The sequence below is a fragment of the Roseobacter sp. EG26 genome (assembly GCF_049830555.1).
In the GTDB taxonomy this organism is placed as follows: Bacteria; Pseudomonadota; Alphaproteobacteria; order Rhodobacterales; family Rhodobacteraceae; genus Roseobacter.
Genome location: NZ_JBNBLH010000001.1, coordinates 1,126,264 through 1,148,962, shown reverse-complemented (window position 1 = coordinate 1,148,962; position 22,699 = coordinate 1,126,264). Strand labels below are relative to the sequence as shown.

22 protein-coding genes are annotated in these 22,699 nt (G+C 57.9%); 2 read left to right on the top strand and 20 right to left on the bottom strand.

Annotated features, from left to right (window positions below; genetic code table 11):
- Positions 1-499: 499 nt before the first annotated feature.
- From ACOTTU_RS05640 to ACOTTU_RS05600, 9 genes are all read right to left on the bottom strand, one after another.
- Positions 500-1,585, bottom strand: a complete 1,086-nt coding sequence (locus ACOTTU_RS05640) for an ABC transporter ATP-binding protein (protein ID WP_425656419.1) — start codon at positions 1,583-1,585, stop codon at positions 500-502.
- Positions 1,582-2,373, bottom strand: coding sequence for an ABC transporter permease (locus ACOTTU_RS05635; RefSeq protein ID WP_298918443.1), 792 nt, complete (start codon positions 2,371-2,373; stop codon positions 1,582-1,584). Before ACOTTU_RS05635 ends, ACOTTU_RS05640 begins: the two co-directional genes overlap by 4 nt.
- A complete protein-coding gene (locus ACOTTU_RS05630) occupies positions 2,370-3,356 on the bottom strand; it encodes an ABC transporter permease (protein ID WP_425656416.1) in 987 nt (328 codons plus the stop codon). The genes ACOTTU_RS05635 and ACOTTU_RS05630 overlap by 4 nt, the downstream gene beginning before the upstream one ends.
- An 84-nt stretch (positions 3,357-3,440) precedes the next feature.
- Positions 3,441-4,547 carry an ABC transporter substrate-binding protein gene (locus ACOTTU_RS05625; protein WP_425656414.1) on the bottom strand — a complete coding sequence of 369 codons (1,107 nt, stop codon included), beginning with the start codon at positions 4,545-4,547 and terminating at the stop codon, positions 3,441-3,443.
- Positions 4,548-4,607: 60 nt separating this feature from the next.
- On the bottom strand, positions 4,608-5,702 hold the full coding sequence (locus ACOTTU_RS05620) for an NAD/NADP octopine/nopaline dehydrogenase family protein (RefSeq protein ID WP_425656412.1): 1,095 nt from the start codon (positions 5,700-5,702) through the stop codon (positions 4,608-4,610).
- Positions 5,699-6,283 carry a peroxidase-related enzyme gene (locus tag ACOTTU_RS05615; protein ID WP_425656410.1) on the bottom strand — a complete coding sequence of 195 codons (585 nt, stop codon included), beginning with the start codon at positions 6,281-6,283 and terminating at the stop codon, positions 5,699-5,701. Before ACOTTU_RS05615 ends, ACOTTU_RS05620 begins: the two co-directional genes overlap by 4 nt.
- Positions 6,280-6,756 carry a hypothetical protein gene (locus tag ACOTTU_RS05610; protein ID WP_425656409.1) on the bottom strand — a complete coding sequence of 159 codons (477 nt, stop codon included), beginning with the start codon at positions 6,754-6,756 and terminating at the stop codon, positions 6,280-6,282. Before ACOTTU_RS05610 ends, ACOTTU_RS05615 begins: the two co-directional genes overlap by 4 nt.
- Positions 6,753-8,225: an NAD(P)-binding domain-containing protein gene (locus ACOTTU_RS05605; RefSeq protein ID WP_425656407.1), complete on the bottom strand. Its 1,473-nt coding sequence runs from the start codon at positions 8,223-8,225 to the stop codon at positions 6,753-6,755. The genes ACOTTU_RS05610 and ACOTTU_RS05605 overlap by 4 nt, the downstream gene beginning before the upstream one ends.
- A gap of 33 nt (positions 8,226-8,258) precedes the next feature.
- Positions 8,259-9,662, bottom strand: coding sequence for an MFS transporter (locus tag ACOTTU_RS05600; RefSeq protein ID WP_425656405.1), 1,404 nt, complete (start codon positions 9,660-9,662; stop codon positions 8,259-8,261).
- A gap of 353 nt (positions 9,663-10,015) precedes the next feature.
- Here ACOTTU_RS05600 and ACOTTU_RS05595 point away from each other — a divergent pair, with 353 nt between their 5' ends.
- Positions 10,016-10,849 carry a 3-keto-5-aminohexanoate cleavage protein gene (locus tag ACOTTU_RS05595; RefSeq protein ID WP_425656404.1) on the top strand — a complete coding sequence of 278 codons (834 nt, stop codon included), beginning with the start codon at positions 10,016-10,018 and terminating at the stop codon, positions 10,847-10,849.
- A 9-nt stretch (positions 10,850-10,858) separates the two neighbouring features.
- Here the strand turns inward: ACOTTU_RS05595 and phoB are convergent, their stop codons facing one another.
- The 11 genes from phoB to ACOTTU_RS05540 form a co-directional block, all read right to left on the bottom strand.
- On the bottom strand, positions 10,859-11,548 hold the full coding sequence (gene phoB / locus ACOTTU_RS05590; RefSeq protein ID WP_425656403.1) for a phosphate regulon transcriptional regulator PhoB: 690 nt from the start codon (positions 11,546-11,548) through the stop codon (positions 10,859-10,861).
- A gap of 5 nt (positions 11,549-11,553) precedes the next feature.
- Positions 11,554-12,261, bottom strand: coding sequence for a phosphate signaling complex protein PhoU (gene phoU, locus ACOTTU_RS05585; protein WP_298918417.1), 708 nt, complete (start codon positions 12,259-12,261; stop codon positions 11,554-11,556).
- A 4-nt stretch (positions 12,262-12,265) separates the two neighbouring features.
- Positions 12,266-13,063: a phosphate ABC transporter ATP-binding protein PstB gene (pstB, locus tag ACOTTU_RS05580; protein WP_298918415.1), complete on the bottom strand. Its 798-nt coding sequence runs from the start codon at positions 13,061-13,063 to the stop codon at positions 12,266-12,268.
- A gap of 12 nt (positions 13,064-13,075) precedes the next feature.
- Positions 13,076-14,437 (bottom strand): phosphate ABC transporter permease PstA, encoded by a 1,362-nt coding sequence (gene pstA / locus ACOTTU_RS05575; RefSeq protein WP_425656400.1) that lies wholly within the window; start codon positions 14,435-14,437, stop codon positions 13,076-13,078.
- Positions 14,434-15,921, bottom strand: coding sequence for a phosphate ABC transporter permease subunit PstC (pstC, locus tag ACOTTU_RS05570; protein ID WP_425656399.1), 1,488 nt, complete (start codon positions 15,919-15,921; stop codon positions 14,434-14,436). The genes pstA and pstC overlap by 4 nt, the downstream gene beginning before the upstream one ends.
- Positions 15,922-15,998: 77 nt before the next feature.
- On the bottom strand, positions 15,999-17,039 hold the full coding sequence (locus tag ACOTTU_RS05565) for a substrate-binding domain-containing protein (RefSeq protein ID WP_425656397.1): 1,041 nt from the start codon (positions 17,037-17,039) through the stop codon (positions 15,999-16,001).
- Between the two features lie 217 nt (positions 17,040-17,256).
- Positions 17,257-18,318: an ATP-binding protein gene (locus ACOTTU_RS05560; RefSeq protein WP_425656395.1), complete on the bottom strand. Its 1,062-nt coding sequence runs from the start codon at positions 18,316-18,318 to the stop codon at positions 17,257-17,259.
- Between the two features lie 17 nt (positions 18,319-18,335).
- Positions 18,336-19,523: a trans-sulfuration enzyme family protein gene (locus ACOTTU_RS05555; protein ID WP_425656394.1), complete on the bottom strand. Its 1,188-nt coding sequence runs from the start codon at positions 19,521-19,523 to the stop codon at positions 18,336-18,338.
- Position 19,524: 1 nt separating this feature from the next.
- Positions 19,525-20,052: a gamma carbonic anhydrase family protein gene (locus ACOTTU_RS05550; protein WP_298918398.1), complete on the bottom strand. Its 528-nt coding sequence runs from the start codon at positions 20,050-20,052 to the stop codon at positions 19,525-19,527.
- Positions 20,049-20,693 (bottom strand): guanylate kinase, encoded by a 645-nt coding sequence (gene gmk, locus ACOTTU_RS05545; protein WP_425656391.1) that lies wholly within the window; start codon positions 20,691-20,693, stop codon positions 20,049-20,051. Before gmk ends, ACOTTU_RS05550 begins: the two co-directional genes overlap by 4 nt.
- A gap of 3 nt (positions 20,694-20,696) precedes the next feature.
- Complete coding sequence (locus tag ACOTTU_RS05540; protein WP_425656389.1) at positions 20,697-21,587, bottom strand: YicC/YloC family endoribonuclease; 891 nt, start codon at positions 21,585-21,587, stop codon at positions 20,697-20,699.
- Positions 21,588-21,891: 304 nt separating this feature from the next.
- Between ACOTTU_RS05540 and ACOTTU_RS05535 the strand changes: the two genes are divergently transcribed.
- Complete coding sequence (locus ACOTTU_RS05535) at positions 21,892-22,578, top strand: PAS domain-containing protein (protein WP_425656387.1); 687 nt, start codon at positions 21,892-21,894, stop codon at positions 22,576-22,578.
- Positions 22,579-22,699 lie beyond the last annotated feature (121 nt).

The following is a 22,699-nucleotide window of genomic DNA, read 5'->3' as shown; positions in this document are numbered from 1 at the left end:
CTGGAACTCCCTCGCCGCCCGCCGCGCCAAGGAGGTCCGCAAAGCCAGCCAGAGCTGCGATATCTGAGGTCTCCGCCCTGTCAGGCTTTGCTCCCTTCAGCGCCCAAGTGTGACACTTCTACTTTGCAGAACGAGTGACATTTCTACTTGGTTGCAACAGCTTATGAACGCCCTTTCGCTTCTTGCTTGCCAAGTTCTGCCTAGATGCTGTAAATTCGTCCGCCTGTCCCGACACGACGACCTGGTTAACTGTTTGCATTAATGAAGCCGGTGCGTTTTGACACGCGCCGGGTGAAGGAACCTGCCAACGCCACAAGCGACAAGCTTGAGTGGCAAGGTTTGTCATGGTTTTAGCGCCCTGAGCGGAATAGGCCGTTGGCTGTTATTACTTTTGATCGGTACCAAATTTGATATTCCCTGGGCGACGATCGCTGGTTGAGAGCGCGAGTTGCCGGACAGCCCAATTCTTGGCCACTGATATTCGAAAGCTTTCTGCACATCAGTCCCGTAAGACTGCCATATCCTTGCTGTTCCAACCAATCCAAATGAGGTCTGATCCGAAAGCGCCGCCAGTCTCGGCATCGACAAACGCGCGCAGGATTGCGCCCCCGGTCTCACCCAACGCCAAATCCACGGCCATACGGCTTCCCAGAAAAGTCTTGCCCACCACCCTGCCCTGCACCGTGTTCTCAGCGACGGGGCGTTCGCTGGAAAGCGCAAGTTTCTCAAGTCTTATGGAGGCCGTAATATCATCCCCGCCAGACGCGCCATGTCCCGGTGCGAGCCCAGTCAGTTTCTGCCCAAACCAATCCATTACGATCCGGTCGCCGTCCCGGCCCCGCATTTTGCCAGACAAAAGGTTGGTCTCGCCGACAAATTCGGCCACGAAACGGGACGCCGGGTGGAAATACAGCTCTTCAGGTGTTCCGTCCTGTTCGACCCGCCCGTGGTTCATCACGACGATACGGTCAGACATCGTGAGCGCCTCTTCCTGATCGTGGGTCACAAAGAAGAAGGTCTTGTTGGTGCGGCGCTGGATGGATTTCAGTTCCAGCTGGACCTGCCCGCGCAACTTTGCATCGAGCGCGCCCAAGGGTTCATCCAGCAACAAAAGAGCGGGATCCGGGGCCAGTGCCCGGGCGAGCGCCACCCGCTGCCGCTGGCCTCCCGACAACTGCCCGGGGTAGCGACCACCAAAAGCTTCGAGTTCGAGAAATTCCATGATCTCGTCGGAGCGTTTGCGGATCGCGGATTTTCCCATGCTCTGCAATTCCAGACCGAAGGAGATATTCTGGCGGACCGTCATATGCGGGAACAGGGCATAATCCTGAAACACCATGTTCACATGTCGTTTTTCAGGTGGCTGGAGGGTCACATCCTCGCCATCCAGAAGAACCCGACCTGTGGTTGGGCGCTCAAACCCCCCCAGGATGCGCAACGTGGTGGATTTGCCGCACCCCGACGGGCCGAGGAAGGTCACGAACTCTCCGCGGGCGATATCCAGTGTCAGATCGTCCAGCGCCACCGTGTCGCCGAAATGTTTGGAAACGCCCTCGATACGAACGAGCGAATTGGTGTCGGTCATGGCTTTGCATCCTTGTTGGTGCGGCGGGTGAAACGTTCAGCCCAGATACCGATGGCGGCTGTCAGCACCAGCGCCACAGTCGCAATTGCATTGATTTCCGGGGACATTCCTGACCGTAGCTTCGCGAAGATCAGAACAGGCAGCGTTGGTTCGTACCCGCCCAGGAAGAACGACCGGACAAAGTCATCAAAGCTCAAAAGCAGGCAGAAGATGCTGGCCCCCAGAACGGCGGGAATCAGATAGGGCAAGGTAATCCGCAAAAAGGCAATGATCGGATCGGCACCCAGATCGCGTGCTGCTTCGATCTGGCTTTTGGGCAGCGTCGACAGACGGGCCATGACGACAAGGGCGACAAAGGGGACGTTGTGCACCGCATGCGCCCAGATGATGGCACCCATGCCCGGTTCAATCCCCAAGAGGCGGGCATAGATGCGAAAGGCGATGGCTGAAATAATGCCCGGCACAAGTGCTGGCAGGATGGTCAATCCGAAGATGGCCGCGCGCCCAAGAAACTTGCGCCCCTCAAGCAGCACCGCAATCCAGGTGCCGACAACCACAGATATCAGGGTCGAGAGGACCGCGATCACGACGGAATAAGTCAGCGTCGATACGACTTCTGCGTCAGAAAAAACGCCCAGATACCAATCCAGTGTCCAGGATTTGATCGGGAATCCGATGAACTTGCTGTCTTTGAAACCCATCAGGATCATCAGCAGCAAAGGCACGAAGACATAGAGGACGAAGGCCCAATAGATGCAGGACAGCAGAATGCGGTTACCGCGTGTCATTTGGTGTCCCCCTTGCGCAAGGTGTGCATCAGTTTCTGGAACGCGCCGGTCAGCAACATCGCGGTGACAAACATGATCGTGGCGAAGGCCGCACCCGTGGGCCATTCGTCGCCCGCGACATGAAAGAAGCCTGCTATGGTTTCTGCAAAGACCGTGGTGGAGGGCCCTCCCAGAAGAACCGGTGTCGCATAAAACCCTGTCGAGATCAGGAAGACCAACGTGCAGCCGGAGGAAATCCCTTCCAATGTCAGGGGCAGCGTGATCCGGCGGAACCGGGTCCATGCCCCTGCTCCGAGATCCGCGGCGGCTTCGCCATAGCTTTTGGGTAGTTTTTCGAGCGCGGAGTAAAGTGGCAGGAGCATATAAAGGGCGGTCAGATAGACGATGCCCACGCCCATCGAAAAGCTTGTGTACATGAACGGAATTGGGCGGTCGATCAGACCAAACCATCTGAGCACAAGGTTCACGGCCCCGGTATTGCCCAGAAGGATCATGATGGCATAGGTGCGGACGATCTCGCCCACCCAAAACGGGATCAACAGCAGCAAGAGCATCAGCATCTGGTTCTTGCGACTGACATGGCGCGCGAGAAAATAGGCCACGGGGAAGGTCAGGATCAGGGTGCAGAACGTGAGGACACCCGCAAAGATCAGGGTTCGGAAAAACGGTTGCCAGAAAATTTGCTCGCCAAAGAAGCGCACGTAGTTGTCAAAGGTGAAATGCTGTTCGACGCCGGGTGCGACAGGATAGGCATCGGTCAGGCTGACGCGCAGCATTTGCAGCATCGGCCCAAGGTGTTGGGTCAAAACCCAGAGAATGGGAAAAGCGGCAAGAATGATGAACTGTCGCCGGGGCGACGCTGTAACCAGCTTCATCAGCGCGGTATAGGGCGCCCAGACACACAACCACCCCCAAAAGGTGCGGTCCGAGTGTTCCGGGGCAACGCCAGCGCCTTCGCGGCGTGTCGTAGCATCATTACTCATGCGAGATTTCCTAAAATCAGCCGGGCATTGCGTCCTTGCCCGCCGTTTGGGCGGGCAAGGACATGTTCCGTGTCAAAACCTTGATCAGGCCGCCTTGACCGCTTCCACGGCGGGATCGACAAGACTGTATTTCATCTCATTTGCCTCGGCGCGGAAGAACTGGAGGTTGGCCAGTTGTTCTTCTGGGAAAGAGGTCGAGGCCTTTTCGAGATCCGTCAGATAGTTCGACGCATCCTTGTAGGTCGAGATGAAGCCGGACGCCTTGGTCATCGACGCGCCAATTTCCGGCGAGGCCAGAATGGCATCAAGGAAGGTATAGGCATTGTCGACGTTGGGCGCGTTGTTGGCGATGTTGTAGGTATAAACGAAACCGTAAGAGCCCTCTTTCGGTATCGACATCGCCAGTGGGAAGCCGTCATTGATCAATGCCGCCGCCGGTCCGTTCCAGCTGTGACCGAGCGCAATGTCCTGATTGACGAACATCTGCTGCACTTCAGCACCGCTGTCATAGTACTTGCGCACCAGCGGTTTGTGATCGATGAGAAACTGCTTGGCCTCTTCGACGATGGCAGCCGCTTTTTCGGGGTCGTCCATATAGGCGACCATATTGCCGTCATAGCCCAGCTTCAGCATGACAATCGACATCATATCCTGAATGATATAGGCGGTTTGGCCCTTGTATTTTTCCGAGAACAGAACGTCCCAGCTTTCGGCCTCTTCGGCGCTGACCATGTCGGTGTTATAGGACAGAACCTCCATACCCGACAAAATGGGCGCGCCCCACTTATTGCCATTGATGGTCGACCAGTCGCTTTCCGAGAAAGTCGGGTTGATGTTCCCCCAGTTGCTCAGGCGGCTGGTGTCCAGCGGTGCCAGCAGATCGCTGTCGATGAACTGCAAAAAACGGTGGCCGGCGACGGTCATGATATCCACCGTTGGATTTGGTGCTTCGGCGGCCAGCAAATTGAACTGTTTGCCCTGATCATCGACAAGCCGCACATTGACCTTGATCCCGGTCTCGGCCTCAAACTGCTCCTTGAAGGCCTGCGGGACAAAGTCGTTGTAGGTCCAGATGTTCACTTCGCCACCAGCGGCCCTCGCTTGGCGCAGATAAGCCGGGCTTGCAAGTGCTGCACCGGTCACGGCGGCGGTTCCCAGGAAGCGGCGTCGGTTGAGAATAAGTTTGGTCATATCGGGTGTCTCCTCGTTGGTTTAAAGTCCTTTTCCGTATCATTTTGATTTGGGCATCACTCAGGATACCCTGTGCAACAGACCGGTACGGGCGGCCTGCTGCAGGTCGTCAAGGCTGAAGCGATCCAGCTCCAGCGCATTCAGGATTTCATTCTCTGTAGTAAAATCACGACCATACATGGCCGAGAATATCTCGATCCCGGCTTCGTGCAACCTGGCAGGCTGGCCGGTCAACCGCCCCAGCACGGCCGTCAGTTGCAGGCCGTAAGGCACGTCTTCGGTAACATAGCGGCTGTCGGCGGTAGCCGGGCCGGTGCCGCCGTTACCCCGCGCATGCATGGTCTGGTTCATTTCCGAGATCGACGCCACGGGCACATGAAAACTCAGATGGAAGTGATCAAAAATCGTCTTTACATCGAGGCCGAGCGCCCTGGCGATGCTCAGCCGTTCCAGATCAAGCTGTTCCAGCAAACGCCCGACTTTTGGCGTCACATTCTGACCCTGGCTCCAGACCTCACCGCGTTCCATTCGGGTAATGTTGCCCAGGGCGATCCCGAGGTGGTTCTGCGGATTGAGGTTGGAAAGCGAGATTGCCAGCAGGCCGTCGCGCTGTTGGAGGCGGTCACCAAAAAGCGCCTGACAAAGGCTGAGCGCATGGTCCGTATCGCTGTCGGGAACGGTGCACATATCGACGCGCGCGCGCACGGTGTTGACCTGCACATCTGTTCCGCTTTGCCGCCGCCCCGTCACAACTGTGGTACCCCAGGCCGTGATGGGGGCCTGCACGCCACGCGCCGCAAGCTGCTGCATAAGGTAGATCGCCCCAAGTGATGCGTGAGACGAGATGACGATCTGCTGCCCCTCCCGGATATGAGGGGTCAATGCGTCCATCACCGATTTGTGCCCGTAAGCCGGCAGGGCGATCACCAATACCTCGTTTTCTTCGGCCAGTTGCCGGGCAGATCGCGCGATGGACGGCGAGAACTCCGCTTCAATGGCCCCGGTGGCGCAAAGTGGCGCGGTTTCCAGCGCGGCAGTTCCCGCGCCTGAGGGCGACCATAGCATCGGCTGGTGACCTTGCTTGTGCAGCAACGCCGCTGTGCCAAGGGCGACAGCGCCCGCGCCCGCGATCCCTATGCGTAAGGGGGTGCTCACGCGGGGGCCTTTCGGACAGGGTCCCCCAGAACATGCATCAACCGGTTGGCCCAACCAAAGAGAGCTGAAGAGAGGATCAGATCGAGGATTTCCGCTTCTGAAAGGCCCGCATTGCGCAACGCTGCCATCTCCTTGGGTCCGGCCGCAGGCGGTGCTTCCGCAGATTTGCGGGCAAACTCAAAGATCGCGCGGTCTCTGTCATTCAGCTCAGCGTTTTCGCCCTTTGCAAACAGTTCGTCGGTGACGGTGGTATCATTTTCCAGTTTGGCATGACGATCCGCATGGACCGCCGCGCAATAAATGCAGCGATTGACCATGGATGCGCCAAGCGCGCCAAGCTCACGCTCCGCGCGCGACAGACCGCCCGGGTCATACATGATTGCGTTAAAGAGCGGCGAGCGGACCGCAAGGCTTTCCACATCGTGTGCAAGGGTCAGAACGTAATCCGACACTTTGGTATTTGAGGGCGTGACCTGCAATGCTGCGCGCTGCTCGGGTGTCGCCTCCTCCAGTTTGACCGGTGTCACACGGGGTTGCCAGTCAGGCACGTTGCGGGTGAATTTATGGATGACATGGCTCATGGCGTTGTGCCTTGCATCAGGCGAAGGCCCGCAATCACGCGGCACTGATAGGCCAGAAAAGCGACAAGTTCACACAAGCGGACGATATCGGCGTCCGAAACCCCCGCCGCCCGCAAATCCTCAACGTCTTCTGCGACGATGTCGCGGGTCCTGTTGGCAACCTTGTCGACGAAGCTGAGGATGTGTTCCAGATCTGCCTCGCTATTGTCCGGATCAGCAAGTGGCACTTTGTCTCCTGCATCGGCGGCATAGTGATCCGCCAAAGCGCCCTGCCCGGCCTGACGCGCGACGCGTGCTGCAAGCGCCGCCCGCAGGTCGTGTCCAAAAGCGCCATAGTCTTTGGGTCGCAACACCGCCTCTTCCGCAGACTGGCTCATCTCGAAGATATTCCGCCTGCCCGCCACGGCGTCGGCCAGACTGCCTTGCGGCAGTACGCCCACTTTGCTCAGAACTGTCGTCTCAAATTGTGTCATGCCACTTGACCTTCCCGCTTTTGCGCGCCGGTCTCAAGCTCGGTGGCTTCCCATTCGTCGCCCAGAAGTTCGGGCTTGTCGTAGTCCTGCATGCCCTTCCAGTGCTTTTCGATGTCTTCCGAATAGAGCGATGCGGCTATGGCACGCGACAGCCATGCCGCTCCATCGCTGATGCCGGGAATATCGCCACTCACTTTGCCTAGGCTGGCCGAGGCACCGTAGTTGAAGCAATAGACGTGCTTTAGCCAGGGGGCGGTGCCAGGTGTCTTTTCACGGAACGTGAAGTCGGAATTCAGATAGGGAAAGCGCCCCAGATCGGCGGATTCCTCGCCTGCGGGTGGGGTGTAGACATCTTGCCAAAGCTGGATTTCGCCCGCCGTGTCGCCAAATTCAGTCCGCGCCATGGGGTCGATGACAAACCCGGTGCCAAGGATCACGAAATCGGCGTCATAGGACGTACCATCTGCAAAGGAAATCTCCGCGCTATCCTGCTTTTGGGTAATGCGCGTGGTTTCTTTGCCAAAGTGGAAAAACGCATTGGGGTGACGGCTGACCCGCAGCGTTGAGCCGCGCGGCGATGGCGTCTGTGTGGCAAAGCTGTACTGCATGAAACGCCAGCGCCATGCGTCGTCCATCTCGGCGAACCCCGCCGTGAAACCGAAACTGCCAATGCCCATCATCTTGTTGATTGTCGGCATGTCCTTTCGCCGTATCAGATGGCGCACCTCCGCGGCCCCATGTTCCAGCGCTTCTGCGGCGTTGTCCACAGCCGAAGCCCCAACGCCAATGACCGCAACACGCTTGCCTCTCAGATCTGAAAAGTCGATGTCGTCAGCACTATGGGCCCAGAGGTGTCTTGGCAGGTCGTCGATAAAGGCGGGAATATTCGGGCCGCCGGTACCATCGCGCCCGGTGGCGAAGACCAGCTTGCGGGTCAGAATAGTTTCATGTGTCGCCCCCGAAACGCTCAACCTTAAAAGATCGCCCTGAGGTTCGACATGATCAACCGAAACGCTGTTCTCTACCGGCACATCCAGGACATCGCGATACCACCTCAGATACTCCATCCACATGGTCCGCGGAATCTTGTCGAGGTCCTGCCAGCTCTTTGCTCCGAACTGGGCGCGATACCAGGCCTGGAACGTCAAAGCGCCATGGCCGAAGGCGGGGCCGGTCAAAGCCTTGGGCGATCTTAGGGTCTCCATGCGCGCATAGCTGAGCCAGGGTCCTTCCCGACCCTTTGGCGCCCGATCCAGCACACGCACATTCTTCATGCCACCGGTGGCCAGTGCAAACCAGGCGAGCGTGCCGCACATGCCGCCCCCGATAATCACCACATCTGAAACCCCATCACGTGGCGGCACCCAGTCCTTTCCCGGATAGCACAGAAACGCGAGATCCTCTTTCAGCCGTGCCTCCAGCGCAGGCAAGCCCGTGGCATCAATGGGCGAAAGATCGTCGTTACTCATATTCTGGTCCTCTGAAAGGTGGGTTTTCTGGCATCAGACGGCCTCTTGCGTCCACCTGGGATGCAATTCGTCAATGTAGAAGTCATGAACATGGCGCTGCTGCGAGCCGTTTGCAGGGATACGCATCAGATGTGGATGGTCCCGGGGCAGATCGGGATGGGAATGGCCGCGCGACAGCGGATCATTCGCAGGCCAGATTGACATGCCAATCGTCGCGACAACGGCACCGGCCCCGCATAAGATCAGCAGTGACATCTCCAGCGAGACCAGACCACCCAACCAGCCTGCCAGCGGATAGGCCATTAACCAGCCTGCGTGGCTCAATGAAAACTGGGCGGCAAATACAGCGGCACGGTCTTCGCTGACAGCGGATCGCGTGATGACCAACCCGCCGGGGGTCAGGACCAGCGACGACGTGGCACCAAAGATGAGCCAGACCAAGGCCAGCCCCGGCAATGGCATGGCTGGCAAGACTGCAAAACCGGCACCGGCGAGGGCAAAGCCGTAGGCCCCTGCCAACATGACCGACCGTTCGCTACCCCGTTTCAGCAACCGCGGAACAAGGACAGCCCCGATACCTGCACCAAGCCCGTAAAATGCCATCAGGATCGGGAAGTAGTGTTCGGCGTCCCCCAGCCTTGCGCCAGCATAAACGACCGAGTTGACCAGAACCCAGGCCATCGCCAGCGAAAGCGCCAGATTGACGAGGAACAAACCCCGCAAACGCGGCGTCCGGCGGTAGATTTGCAAACCCAGGCTGGCCCTTTGCAGGAACGGTCCTTTACGATCGGTGGTTTTCCGGCCTGGGAGATTGGTGATCAACAGGGCCACGACAGACCCAAGAAATGATACTGCCGCCGCGAGGAAAAGCATCTCACCACTGGCCAGGTTCAGCAACGCCGCCGCGATGACCGGGCTCAGTACCGCCTCCAGCGTATAGGCAACGCGAGACCAGGCCAGCGCCTTGGTATAGGTTTCTTCCTCGGGAAGAACATCGGGAATGATTGACTGAAACAGCGGTGTGAAACCTGCCGCCAGAACGAAAAACGCAAACGCCAACCCTGCGATCTGCCAGGTTTCGGTGACATAGATCATGGGCACCAGCAACAGCATCCTCCCCAGATCAAGCAAAACCAAGGCGCGTTTTCTGGGCTGCCGTGAAAGCAGTGCCTCCGCCAGAGGTGCCAGCATGACATAGGCGACCATCTTAAGCGCCAACAGCATCCCAAGCACCTGCCCGCCTGCCTCCGCGCCACCGATCCGGTAGGCTGCGAGCGACAACGCGACCGTCAGCAGGCCGACCCCAATGAGCGACCAGATTTGGGCGGCAAACAGCCAGCGGAACGTCCTATTCGCAAGGGGGCTCGTCACGGCACGTTGGTCCTTTTCCTCCATGGGCCTCTGGCCTTGGGGAAAAGCGCGATTGCGGTTCCCCATGGCAATCCTCTTATCTTGTCGTGTTCGGTGCCGGATTGTCCACCGCTGCGATAGTCGCATTTGTCTTTGCATCCCTCAGGGGGATCACCCCGGTCCTGGATATTTACCTGGATGGGGTCTTCGGATCGCATTCGGCACCCGCCCATGGGCAACCAAGCAGTCGCGGTACTTTGGACCGCCAATTCTTGGGTGGTCGGGATCACTGTGCTTCTTTCGGCGTTTGGCCAAGAGAGTGTGACAACCTCCCCACTTGGATGTACAACCCTCTCAAGGCTTCACGGATTTCTGTTTGGCCTTTGATGAAATACCTGTCGCAGCTTTGATCAAAAGGCCAAATAAGATGGCGATTGCAAATGTCTGATCCTTGTATCCTCTGTGTTGCCATCACAGGCAGCGTACCGACCAAGTCAGCAAATCCGGCGGTGCCGATCAGCGTCAGCGAGCAGATCGAAAGCACGCATGAAGCCTTTGAGGCCGGTGCCGCGATCTGCCATGCGCATGTTCGCAACGCGGATGAGACGCCCTCCTCTGACCCGGAAAAATTTGCGGCGCTGAAGGAAGGTGTCGAGAAACATTGCCCCGGAATGATCATTCAGTTCTCGACCGGGGGGCGGTCTGGCGCAGGTCAGGAACGGGGTGGGATGCTACCCTTGCGTCCGGACATGGCATCTCTCTCGGTCGGCTCCAACAATTTCCCCACGCGGGTTTATGAAAACCCGCCCGACCTGGTGGCTTGGTTGTCCGGCGAAATGCGCACCTATGAGGTGACCCCGGAAATCGAAGCCTTCGATCTGTCCCATATTCTGCATGCGATTAGGCTACATGACGCGGGGAAGCTCTATGGTCGGCTCTATGTTCAATTTGTCATGGGCGTCAAAAACGCGATGCCCGCCGACAAGATTGTTTTTGATTTCTATGTCGAGACAATGAAGGCGCGAGCGCCCGATGCCGCCTGGTGTGCCGCCGGGATCGGCCCTGCACAGATTGAGGTCAACGAATGGGCAATTGCCGCTGGTGGGCATACGCGCGCCGGGCTTGAAGATAACGTCAGGCTCGACAGGGACAGACTGGCCCCTTCGAATGCCGCACTCATCCGACGGGCGGCAGAGCTTTGCGAGAAATACGAGCGCCCGGTGGCGAGTTGTGCGCAGGCGCGCGAGATTTTGCACCTGCGCCCTGCTGCCTGACAGAGGCCTCTACCCCAGTGCGTATCCCGCGCCCCTGACTGTCCGCAAGGGGTCAGAGCCGCCGTATTGCGTGAGCGCCTTGCGCAAGCGGCCGATATGGACGTCAACAGTGCGGGTATCCACGTAAATATCGCGCCCCCAGACCCGGTCCAGAAGCTGTTCGCGCGAAAACACGCGTCCGGGCTTTTCCATGAATGTCGACAGCAGGCGAAATTCCGTCGGCCCCAGTTTCAACTCACTATCGCCGCGGTTGACGCGGTGGCTGGTGGAATCCAACACGATGTCTTCATATTCCAATCTTTCGCCTGTGGCCGCCGGGCGCACCCGCCGCAACTGACTGCGCACACGCGCCATCAATTCAATGACGGAATAGGGTTTGATGACATAATCATCGGCACCCGTTTCCAACCCACGCACGCGATCAACTTCTTCGGATCGTGCGGACAGCATTATGATCGGGATGCCGCGGGTTTCGGATCTGATCTTGAGGCGGCGGCACACTTCGATGCCCGACAGGTTCGGCATCATCCAGTCCAGCACGATAACGTCCGGCGCGGTTTCATCGACCAGCATCAGAGCTTCTTCGCCATTTTCAGCACGGCTCACCGCAAAGCCTTCGGCCTCCAGATTATAGGCCAGAACTTCACGTTGGGCAGGTTCATCTTCGACAACCAGAACACGGGGCTGATCGGCAGACATGGGGCTTATCCTTCAGCAACCAAAGATGTTTTATCGGCTTTCGGGCGGTCGTCCTCGGGATGTTCACCGGTCACGAGATAGACAACCTGCTCGGCAATAGAGGTGACATGATCGCCCATACGTTCAATGTTTTTTGCGATGAAATGCAAATGCATACAGGCGGTTATGTTGCGCGGGTCTTCCATCATGAAGGTCAGGAATTCGCGGAAAAGAGCGTTATACATCTGGTCGACATCGCGGTCGTGGTTGATCACATCCATGGCCAGTTCCGCATCGCGCTGCACATAGGCATCAAGCGCATCTTTCAGCATTTTTTCCACTTCCCGGGCCATCCGGCGTAAGGCACCGGTACTGTCGTCCACAGGTGCCATCTGTGACAGCACCCCTGTGCGCTTGGCCATGTTTTTCGCATAATCCCCAATGCGTTCGAGGTTGGCGCTGATCTTGATCACGCTGAGGATCAGCCGCAGATCACGGGCCGTCGGCGCGCGCAGGGCAATGACACGGGCAGCCTCTTCGTTGATCATCTCTTCGAGATTATCAATGACACGATCAGCCTTACGGACCTTTTCCGCAAGTTCCTCATCGCGGGTGTCGAGCGACAGGGAGCCCTCCCGAATGGCGGCTTCCACCAACCCACCCATTTTCATGATCTGCGCCTGGATCGCTTCCAGATCACGGTCAAAGGCGGAGGCAATATGTTGATCTTGCATGATATTATCCAATCCGTCCGGTGATGTAGCTCTCAGTACGCGGGTCTTCGGGGTTGGTGAAAATTTGCCCTGTCTCGCCGTATTCCACAAGGCTGCCCAGGTGAAAGAAGGCTGTCTTCTGGCTGACGCGGGCGGCTTGCTGCATCGAGTGCGTGACGATCACGACCGAATAATTCTGGCGCAGCTCGTCAATCAATTCCTCGACCTGCGCCGTGGCAATCGGATCAAGTGCGGAGCAAGGCTCATCCATCAACAGAACCTCAGGCTCTGTCGCTACGGCCCGCGCGATGCACAGGCGTTGTTGTTGCCCCCCTGAAAGACCGGTGCCCGGCGCATTTAACCGGTCCTTGACCTCATTCCAGATGGCAGCATTGCGCAAAGCGCGTTCCACAATGTCATCGAGTTCGGATTTGTTGCGTGCCAGCCCGTGGATGCGTGGACCATAGGCCACATTATCATAAATGGATTTCGGAAACGGGTTCGGTTTTTGAAACACCATGCCAACCTTGGCGCGCAACTGCACCGGGTCCACTTTGCGATCATAGATGTCCTCACCGTCGATGCGGATGTCACCCTGCACACGCGCCACATCAATTGTATCGTTCATCCTGTTGATACAGCGTAGAAAAGTGGATTTCCCGCAACCGGACGGCCCGATAAATGCGGTGACCGTCTTGTCCTGAATATCGACATCCACATCCTTGATCGCGTGGGTGTCACCGTAAAAGACCTGAACGCCCTTTGCGGCAATCTTAATGGCGTTGGTCTCCACATCTCTCTCCAGTATTCTCATATCGTTCATATCGGCATCTCCCTACCAACGACGCTCAAAGCGGCGGCGCAGGATCACGGCAATGGTGTTCATAGTGATCAGGAACAGCAACAGGATGATAATGCCGCCCCAGGCGCGTTCATAAAAGGCCGGATCGGCGCGTTTGGCCCATTCATAAATTTGGGCGGGCATGGCCGAGTTTGGGTCCAGCAGACCACTTGCGATGCTGTCGGGCGGATTGGAGGCGATGAAACCAACCATGCCGATCAACAACAGGGGTGCTGTTTCACCCAATGCCTGCGCCAGACCGATGATCGTGCCCGTCAGAATTCCCGGCGCCGCCAAGGGCAGTACATGGTGGAACACCGATTGCATTTTCGAGGCCCCTACCCCAAGTGCCGCGTCACGAATTGACGGTGGCACCGCTTTCAGCGAGGCCCGCGTGGAAATGATGATGGTCGGCAGTGTCATCAGGGTCAGCACCAGCCCGCCCACGAGCGGGGCCGATGTGGGCAGATGCATGTAATTGATGAAGACCGCGAGCCCGAGAATACCGAAAACGATGGAAGGTACCGCCGCGAGGTTGGAGATATTGACTTCGATGATGTCGGTCAGCCAGTTCTTGGGCGCAAATTCTTCCAGGTAGATAGATGCCGCGACACCGATGGGCAAGGCCAGCACCAAAACAACCAGCATCATGAAGAAAGAGCCCAGCATGGACACGCCCATGCCCGCCGCTTCGGGCCGCGCGTCAGAACTGTCCGCGCCGGTGATGAAATCGAGATTGAACCGCTTCTTGATGGCGCCAGCTGCGACCAGATGATCAACAAGATCAAGCTGCTCAGCACTGATATTCTTGTCGTTGGCGATGCTGTCGCGGCTGACACGGCCCTTGAGGTAGCCGTCCACGCGACTGGAGGCGAGAAATTCAAACTGCTGGACGGTCCCGATCACATCTGGATCAGAAAGCACCAGGTTTCGCAGTTGCGCCGGGGCACCCGCCGACAGGAGGCCCGCCATGGCCTTGGGTTTCAGGTCGGTTTCGATGCCCATGCGGGCGATCTCGGTTTCAAAGGCTCCGCGCAACAATGGCGCATAGCCAAAGGTCGAGACCTTCTTGAGATCTTCGATATTGCGGTTGCCTTTTTTGTCGAGCTTTTCTTCAAGCAACTGGACTTCAAGGGTCACGAAGGTCTGTTGAAACGCCCCGACGCCGCGCGTGAGGATGTTAAAGACCAGGATCAGCAGCATCAGCATACCAATTGTGATCGCGGCGATGCCATAGGCCTTGAACCGCGTCTCTGCGGCATTGCGCTTGCGGGTCCGGGCATCCTGCACCAGCAGAGATCCCTTGCCTGGCACGGGTGTTATGCCGAGGGCGGATGGCGTTGTTGCATCGGTCATTCGTATTGCTCCCGGTATTTACGCACGATGTAGAGGGCCAGCACATTCAGGCCCAGCGTCAGCACGAAAAGCGTGAGGCCAAGAGCGAAGGCGACAAGGGTTTCGGGGCTCGCAAAATCGGTATCCCCAGTCAATTGGCTGACGATCCGGGTTGTGATCGTGGTCATGGCTTCAAGCGGGTTGAGTGAAAATTTTGCAATAGCCCCGGCACCCAGAACAACGATCATTGTCTCGCCGATCGCACGGCTGGCAGCCAGCAGCACCGCCCCGACAATCCCCGGTAGGGCGGCGGGCAGCACAACCTGACGGATCGTTTCGGAGTGTGTAGCGCCAAGACCAAAGGAGCCATCCCGGAGGGACTGAGGGACGGCGTTGATGATGTCATCACTCAGGGATGAGACAAAGGGGATCAACATGATCCCCATGACCAAACCTGCGGTCAGAACCGCCGTCGCCCCGCTCATCCATTCAACACCCAAAAGACCGTCATCTCCGCGTCCGAAAATGCGAACCAGGGCGGGCCCAACCGTCAGGAGCGCAAAGAGACCGTAGACGATGGTCGGGATGCCTGCGAGGATTTCCAGCAGCGGTTTGGCCGCCGCGCGCACCTTGGGGCTGGCATATTCCGACAGGTAGATCGCCGCAAAAAGACCGATGGGGACGGCAACCATCAAAGCGATCAGCGAAATGTAGAGCGTGCCCCAGAGCAGCGGCAGGATCGACAGATCGCTATCCCCCCGGAAGTTCGGTGCCCAGCTGCTGCCAAAAAAGAAGTCGCTCCAGGAATGCAGTCGAAAGAAGTTTATGCTCTCAAAAAGCATCGACAGAACGATACCGACCGTTGTCAGGATGGCGAGGGAGGCCGCAAGAATGAGCAGCACCAAGGCACCGCGCTCAACCACGTTGCGCGCTCTGAACTCTGCCCGGGTAACGGATATGGAAATGGCGGCACCGACAATGGCAAGACCCATGACGATAACGGACATCCAGAAAAGCCCGCCTGCCGATTGGTTTCTGTATTCTTGCGCGGCAAAAAGAACTTCTGAGTCAACGGTTGACCCCAACGCGACGCCGACTTCGCCCAGCAAGCTGCGAATGTCGGTAGAGTCGGAGCGAATGGACGCGGCCTCATCCGAGGTCAATGCACCTTGAGCGACGGCCACATCGAGGCCTTCAGCCACCCGGCGCACGTCACTCATGACCAGCCCGCGGGATGAGCCCTCTTCGATGATCCGGTCAGGAATAAGCTTGAAGACGGCATTTTCGATCATCATGGGTTGCGCCAGCATCCAGATCAGCATGACACCCAGAGCCGGCACCGCGGTAAACATCGCCGCATTGTAGCCGTAATAGCTCGGCAGCGAGTGCAGCACCCTGACATCCCCGCCAACCGATGATCTTGCTTTGCCACGGGCCATGAAGAACGCCCCGACCGTCAGCAGCAGCACGGCAAACACAACATATCCGGTCAAACCTAGCGCCATCTGGCCCACCCCAAGTGATCAGTCTTCAGCAGAACCCCGGAGACAGCGCGCGCCATCCCCGGAGATTGTCTTACGTCTTAGGAGTTACCGCCCAGGACGGCTTCGTCGGCCACAGCGGATTGCGTCTCTTCCAGCTTGGGATCCGCAACAAGGCCGTATTCTGACAGCGGACCGTCTGGCCCCGCGATCTCGTCCGCGACGAAAAATTCAGCGTAATCCTTCAGGCCCGGGATGACACCGATATGGGCTTTCTTGATGTAGAAAAACAGCGGACGCGAGACCGGATAATCGCCGGTTGCGATGCTCTCAGTGGATGGCACCACGCCACCCATTGTTGCCACCTGCAGCTTGTCGGTGTTGTTTTCGTAAAACGCCAGACCAAAGACGCCGATGCCGTCCTTGTTGCTTTCAATCCGCGCAAGCGTCTCTGTGTAGTCACCGTCGATATCAACCGATTTGCCATCTGTACGCAGCGCAATGCAGGCTTTTTCGGCGGCTTTCTTGTCATCGCCATTGGCCGCCTTGAGCACGTCAAAGGCACCGGTCGCTTCGCAACCCGCGAGGATCACCTTGTCTTCGAAAACTTCACGCGTCCCGTGTTTGGTTCCCGGCACGAACGCCTGGATGGGCTGGTTCGGGAAGGCTGCGTTCACCTGATCCCAGGTCGTGTGCGGGTTCGCAACCATTTCGCCATCTACGAGCACGGTATCGGACAACGCGAGGAACCAGTCCGTTGGCGTAAATTCGAAGGTATTGCCCGCAATATCGGAGGCAAAAACGATGCCGTCATAGCCAATGCGCACTTCGATGATCTCTGTCACACCGTTTTCGGCGCAGACGGCAACTTCACTTTCCTTGATTTTACGCGATGCGTTGGCGACGTCGATCGTGTTTTCGCCAACACCTTCGCAGAACCGTTTGAGGCCGGCAGAAGACCCACCAGATTCAACAACCGGCGTCGGGAAGTCAAAATTTTCACCAAAGGCTTCAGCAACAATAGAGGCGTAGGGCAGCACGGTGGACGAGCCGGCAACCTGCACCTGATCCCGCGCGGCAGCAGCGGTTGCGGAAAGGGCCGCGATGGCCAACGCGGATGTGGTGAGTTTTACGAACGACATGATATCTCCTGTCATTTTCATTTCGAATCTGATCACCCCCGTGGCGATCTTGAGCCGAGTGGTACGGCGCGCGCACAATGGTTTTGTGACAGTTTCGTAACGCTTTTATGACAGCAGGTTGGGTTTTTGAGAAAATCCCATAACACTAAGAAAAATTTGGATAATTTCGCCAACTCTGCGCAAGTCAAATATCCCGATTTCTTTGCAGATTCGGATTTCAGTCGATGTTGTTCACCGGTGATGGGCCACCTGGCAAAGGCAGTACGACCGTGAATTGAGCCCCCTGCCCCAATGTGCTTTCCACACGCAGGCGCCCTCGGTGACGGTTTATAATGTGTTTGACGATGGCCAGACCCAACCCGGTGCCACCCAACGCCCGGCTGCGATGGCTGTCCGCGCGGTAGAAACGCTCGGTCAACCGTGGCAGGTGAATGGCATCAATACCGGGGCCAAAATCAATGACCTGAATACGCACCCCGGGCGCGCGCAGCGCCGAATCCCGGTCAGCTTGAGACAGACGGACAATAATGCGCTTGCCGGATGCGCCGTATTTGATCGCATTTTCGATCAGGTTGGTGAAAACCTGCATGAGTTGATCCGCATCGCCGGTCAATTCAATTGCGGGCTCCCCCAAATCGGCTTCCAGCGAAACCTCCGCTTCATCCGCCAAGGGTTTCAACGTGCGCAGGACCGAGGAAATAATATCGGTCAGGTTGACCTGATCACGGGGGCGTACGCGTTCGTCACCCTCAACCCGGCTGAGCGAAAGCAGATCGCCCACAAGACGGTTCATACGCCCGGCTTCGTCTTCCATGATGCTCAGGAACCGGTCGCGAGCTTCAGGATCATCACGCGCGGGGCCGCGCAGGGTCTCGATAAACCCCATCAACGCAGTCAGCGGCGTGCGCAGCTCATGACTGACATTGGCGACAAAATCGCGGCGCATTTGACCGGCCTGTTCCAGATGGGTCACATCAATGAAGCAAAGCATCATCGCGCGCAGTTCCGGCATCACCCGCAGCGTCACTTTGAAGGTTGTGTCCTGAACGCCATCATTTGCCAAGTATTGGGAGACACGAGGACGGTTATCACGCAGAACGGCCTCTATCGTGTCGAGCAGCGCGGGCTGTCGGAGCATGGTCACATAGTTGCGCCCGACAATACCCTGCCCGATCAGGGTGCAGGCTTCCGAGTTGGCCGCCGCAATCCGTTCCGCTTCATCGATGACCAGCGCGGGCAGCGGCATCGCCATCAGGAGATCTTCGAGAATGCGGTTCATGCCCGGTCGATCTCCTGTCAGGCTCCCAAAGCGGCGGCGATGGCCTCTTCGAAGACGCGGCAGAGCACGTCGGGCGCCTCCAGCCCGACAGAGACGCGGAAAAATCCTTCCGACATGCCCAGTTCGGCGCGTTTTTCCGCTGTCAGCGCGCGGTGCGATGAGGAGGCCGGATGAGAGATGGTGGTGCCCACGTCCCCCAATGTGGGCGCGAAGCTCAGGCCGTCAGCCGCACGGGTAAAGGCATTGGCCGTTGATCTGTCGCCATCAAGCTCAAAACTCACCATGTTGCAGAATTGACCGGCCAGCAGGGCATCAGCACGCGCGTGGTCGGGGTGATCCTTGCGTCCGGGATAAATCACCCGTTTGACGCCCGGCAAACCGGCCAGATGATCGGCCAGTTCTGATGCCGTTGATTGCGCCCGGTCAAACCGCAGATCAAAGGACAGCAGGCCCCGCTCTGCAAGCCAGCAGTCGAAGGGGCTTGGGTTCATACCCGCGGTGACCGTGAACACCCGCAATTTGTCGTTGAGCGTCAGGTCGCGTGCCGCGACATAGCCCAACATGACGTCCGAGTGACCGGCGAGAAGTTTGGTGATCGAATGGATCACGATATCCGCACCCCACTCAAAAGGTTTGATTGCGCGCGGTGTGGTGAAGGTATTGTCCACGACCAGCAACACGCCGGTTTCCTTCGCCAGCGCCACGAGCCCTTCAAGATCAGCGACCCGCAAGGTGGGGTTGGAAACCGTCTCGATCAGGATAAGGCGGGTTTCAGGGCGCAGAGCGGCACGCATCGCGGCAATGTCCCCGGGATCGACCATTGAGGTGGCAATGCCCAGTCGCGGCAAATCCTCACTCATCATCCGCAGGGAGCGCCCGTATAGCTGGTTGCCGCCAATGACATGATCGCCGGATTTGGTCAGTCCCAGCAGCACCGCGGAAACAGCCGCCATACCGGAAGCGGTGACAACGCCGGGATGCGGGGCCTTTTCCATCCGGTCGAGCCGCAAGCCCACGACATCGGCATTTGGGTGCCCTTCGCGCGCGTAGGTGTAGCCGTGCAAAGCGCCCTCATATTGCTGGTCCAGCATATCGGGCGTGTCCGAGGCGTAGACCACGGAGGCGCTGAGCGGGGTGACAACCGGGCGGCTGGCGCCTTCCGGCAGTGCGTCCGGGCGCACCAAAGAGCCTTTTTCATTTTTCATATTAAGTCTTTACCAAACGCAGTTCATTTCGAAAGTGCCGCATGTTCTCGCGGTAGTGCGCAGCAGAGGCCGCAAGCCCGGCAATGGCGTCGGCATCCAATTCGCGAACGACCCGCCCCGGCACACCCATAACCAGACTGCCGTCGGGAATGTCCTTACCTTCAGTGATCAGCGCGCCCGCGCCAATCAGACAGTTATTTCCGATCTTTGCGCCGTTCAGCACAGTGGCTCCCATGCCAATCAGGCTGTTATTGCCAATTGTGCAGCCGTGCAGCATCACTTTGTGCCCGATGGTGCAGTCCTGCCCAATTGTCAGCGGATAGCCTGCGTCAATGTGAAAGACGCAGTTTTCCTGTACATTTGATCCACGGCCCACGCGAATTTCCTCGTGATCGGCACGAATGGTCGTGCCGAACCACACGGACGCGCCTTCTTCCAGCACCACCTTGCCGATCAGATTGGCATCCGGGGCAACCCATGTGTCTGCGTGCAATTGCGGCGTGTGCGCGCCTAGGGCGTAGATGGTCATGGCAGATCCTCGAACTCAGATTGCAGATGGCGTACATGGTCCGTCAGCCCCGGCATCTGGCTGCGGCGTAGCCGGGTTGCGGAGATGATGGTTTTCAACTGGGCTTCGGTCGCATCGAGATCGTCGTTGACCAACACAAAGTCATAAGCCCCCCAATGGCTGATCTCGTCCCAGCTTTTCTCCATCCGCCGCGCGATGGTGGCCGCATCGTCCTGACCGCGTTTTTCCAGGCGGTGTCGCAATTCCTTGATCGACGGGGGCAGCAGGAAAATAGATAATGTATGCGCGCCGAGCGCGGAGTTGGTGATTTGCTGCGCGCCCTGCCAGTCAATGTCAAAGAGCACATCACGCCCTTCGGAAATCGCGGCCTGAACCGGCGCGCGGGGCGAGCCATAGAAATTACCGAAAACATGCGCGTGCTCCAGCATGCCCTCATTGGCGACCTGCGACTTGAAACGCGCCTCGTCGACGAAGTAATATTCGCGCCCGTCTTCTTCACCCGGGCGTGGCTTGCGCGTGGTCGCAGAGACTGAAAACTCGATTTCCGGATCCCAATCGCGCAACCGGCGGGCCAGCGTCGATTTGCCGGCACCCGAGGGCGAGCTGAGAATGATCAGGAGGCCCCTGCGTGTCGCGATCATGAGTTACTCCACATTTTGCACCTGTTCGCGCATCTGGTCGATGACAGCTTTCAATGCCAGACCACACCGCGTCAATTCGGTGCTCTGTGCCTTGGCGCAAAGGGTGTTGGCTTCACGGTTGAACTCCTGCATCAGGAAATCCAGCTTGCGACCGACAGGCCCGTCCTGCCCGATCAGGTCTCGCGCCGCATCAACATGGGCGCTCAGCCGGTCGATTTCTTCCGTGACATCCGTCTTTACCGCGATCAGGGCAAGCTCCTGCGCCACCCGGTCTGCATCGGCACCTTCGGTGTTTTCCAGCACTCTGGACAAATTGCGTTTCAAAGTCTCCGCTATGCTTGCGCCGCGCGCATCCGCAAGCGTTGCAGCCTCTTTGGTAAGACGGGCCACTTCGTCCAACTGACTTTGCAGCACCGCTTGCAACGCGGCGCCCTCGCTGTCGCGCATCGCATTAAAGTTCTGTATCAGCCCCTCAGCTTCGGCCAGCAGGGCCCGGGCCAATGGTTCAGCATCATCTTCGCTGGTGCTCTGCTCCAACACGCCGCGCAAGGCGACGATGTCCGCCGATGTCGATGGGGCAAGGGAGACGCCAGCCTCCATGGCACGGTTCTCGATGACGGCCATGGCGTCCAGAACGGTCGTGAGCTGGGCGTCATTGATTTGCATCAGGCCTGCTTGTTCGTCCCGCGATAGCCTCAATGACAAGGTGACATTGCCGCGCGCGACGGCCGCTGACAACAAGCGGCGCAAGCCTGCCTCCAAACCATCGATCCAGTCCGGAACTCTCAGTCGTAGATCCAGGCCCTTGCCGTTGACAGCGCGCAGCTCCCAAGCCCAGGAATGTGGCGGGATACCGCCAGTGGCTGAGGCAAAACCAGTCATGGATCGGATCATGGGTTGCGCATCCCCTTGGAGCAGATTTCGACACCAGCCTTATGGCGTTTTCCTGTGGCAGGGCAACCCCTCGGCAGTGAACCGCCAGAATGACATCTCACCGCCGTTCAATTAACCAAATGTAAAGATATGCCACCGTTTTTAGAAAATTGTTGCTATTAAAGTTTCAGTAACCAGTTGGCACCGGATCGAAATACGGCGATCAGTGTCTTAGTAATGAATTTGAAGGGCGCTTTGGCGCTCCAGCGAGGAAAGAGGGCGGACGATGGACAACGGTGGGCAAAAAACGCACAATGTACTTTCAATGACGCAACATATTTCTAATACCGGATTTGCACCTCTCGCTCAGGTTGAAGCTTATTGGGAGGCGCTTCGCGGCAGCCGTCTGATGCCAAATCGCGCGGAAATTGATCCACGTGGTATCGAACAGGCGCTGGAGTATTCTTTTATTGTCGAAAGAATTGCACCAGGTATTGCCAGGCTGCGCATTGCTGGCAGCCACCTGAGCGATTTGATGGGGATGGAGGTGCGCGGCATGCCACTGACGTCCTTTATTACGCCGGGATCACGTCGCCAGATAAGCGATATTCTTGAAGAGGTTTTCGAAACGCCAGCGACCTGCTCTTTGCAGCTTCATTCCGCAAAAGGTGCCGGTCTTCCCCCTCTCGACGCGCGGATGATTTTGATGCCGCTCAAGAGCGACCTTGGGGATGTCAGCCGTATTTTGGGCGCCCTGGTGTCTGTGGGGGAAATGGGACGGAGCCCGCGACGTTTTGATGTCACGCAATCGGCGCTTCGCCCGATTGTAAGCGGCACCGAAGCGCCGGTCATCAAACGGTCTCAGCCCGCGGTCGAGCCGGACAAGAAACCAACGCTCTCGCCTGAGGCGCAAAAACTGCAAGCCGGGTTCAACGAACAATCGGTGCCATTCCGGAGCGAGACACCACGCAAGGACGCGCCATACCTGCGCCTTGTAAAGTCCGATGACTAAAATTTAAAACGATTTCCTTTGATCAGGAAGGCCGTCCGCACAGAAAGTGCGGGCGGTTTATTTTTGCAAGCCTAAACAGAAAAAGCTCATCTCTCAGCGGAGACGGGCTTTGCCTGCAATC

Coding starts and splice junctions, on each gene's coding strand:
- ACOTTU_RS05640 (WP_425656419.1), bottom strand. CDS start 1,585: ATGACCGACACCAATTCGCTCGTTCGTATCGAGGGCGTTTCCAAACAT.
- ACOTTU_RS05635 (WP_298918443.1), bottom strand. CDS start 2,373: ATGACACGCGGTAACCGCATTCTGCTGTCCTGCATCTATTGGGCCTTC.
- ACOTTU_RS05630 (WP_425656416.1), bottom strand. CDS start 3,356: ATGAGTAATGATGCTACGACACGCCGCGAAGGCGCTGGCGTTGCCCCG.
- ACOTTU_RS05625 (WP_425656414.1), bottom strand. CDS start 4,547: ATGACCAAACTTATTCTCAACCGACGCCGCTTCCTGGGAACCGCCGCC.
- ACOTTU_RS05615 (WP_425656410.1), bottom strand. CDS start 6,283: ATGAGCCATGTCATCCATAAATTCACCCGCAACGTGCCTGACTGGCAA.
- ACOTTU_RS05610 (WP_425656409.1), bottom strand. CDS start 6,756: ATGACACAATTTGAGACGACAGTTCTGAGCAAAGTGGGCGTACTGCCG.
- ACOTTU_RS05605 (WP_425656407.1), bottom strand. CDS start 8,225: ATGAGTAACGACGATCTTTCGCCCATTGATGCCACGGGCTTGCCTGCG.
- ACOTTU_RS05600 (WP_425656405.1), bottom strand. CDS start 9,662: ATGGGGAACCGCAATCGCGCTTTTCCCCAAGGCCAGAGGCCCATGGAG.
- ACOTTU_RS05595 (WP_425656404.1), top strand. CDS start 10,016: ATGTCTGATCCTTGTATCCTCTGTGTTGCCATCACAGGCAGCGTACCG.
- phoB (WP_425656403.1), bottom strand. CDS start 11,548: ATGTCTGCCGATCAGCCCCGTGTTCTGGTTGTCGAAGATGAACCTGCC.
- phoU (WP_298918417.1), bottom strand. CDS start 12,261: ATGCAAGATCAACATATTGCCTCCGCCTTTGACCGTGATCTGGAAGCG.
- pstB (WP_298918415.1), bottom strand. CDS start 13,063: ATGAACGATATGAGAATACTGGAGAGAGATGTGGAGACCAACGCCATT.
- pstA (WP_425656400.1), bottom strand. CDS start 14,437: ATGACCGATGCAACAACGCCATCCGCCCTCGGCATAACACCCGTGCCA.
- pstC (WP_425656399.1), bottom strand. CDS start 15,921: ATGGCGCTAGGTTTGACCGGATATGTTGTGTTTGCCGTGCTGCTGCTG.
- ACOTTU_RS05565 (WP_425656397.1), bottom strand. CDS start 17,039: ATGTCGTTCGTAAAACTCACCACATCCGCGTTGGCCATCGCGGCCCTT.
- ACOTTU_RS05560 (WP_425656395.1), bottom strand. CDS start 18,318: ATGAACCGCATTCTCGAAGATCTCCTGATGGCGATGCCGCTGCCCGCG.
- ACOTTU_RS05555 (WP_425656394.1), bottom strand. CDS start 19,523: ATGAAAAATGAAAAAGGCTCTTTGGTGCGCCCGGACGCACTGCCGGAA.
- ACOTTU_RS05550 (WP_298918398.1), bottom strand. CDS start 20,052: ATGACCATCTACGCCCTAGGCGCGCACACGCCGCAATTGCACGCAGAC.
- gmk (WP_425656391.1), bottom strand. CDS start 20,693: ATGATCGCGACACGCAGGGGCCTCCTGATCATTCTCAGCTCGCCCTCG.
- ACOTTU_RS05540 (WP_425656389.1), bottom strand. CDS start 21,587: ATGATCCGATCCATGACTGGTTTTGCCTCAGCCACTGGCGGTATCCCG.
- ACOTTU_RS05535 (WP_425656387.1), top strand. CDS start 21,892: ATGACGCAACATATTTCTAATACCGGATTTGCACCTCTCGCTCAGGTT.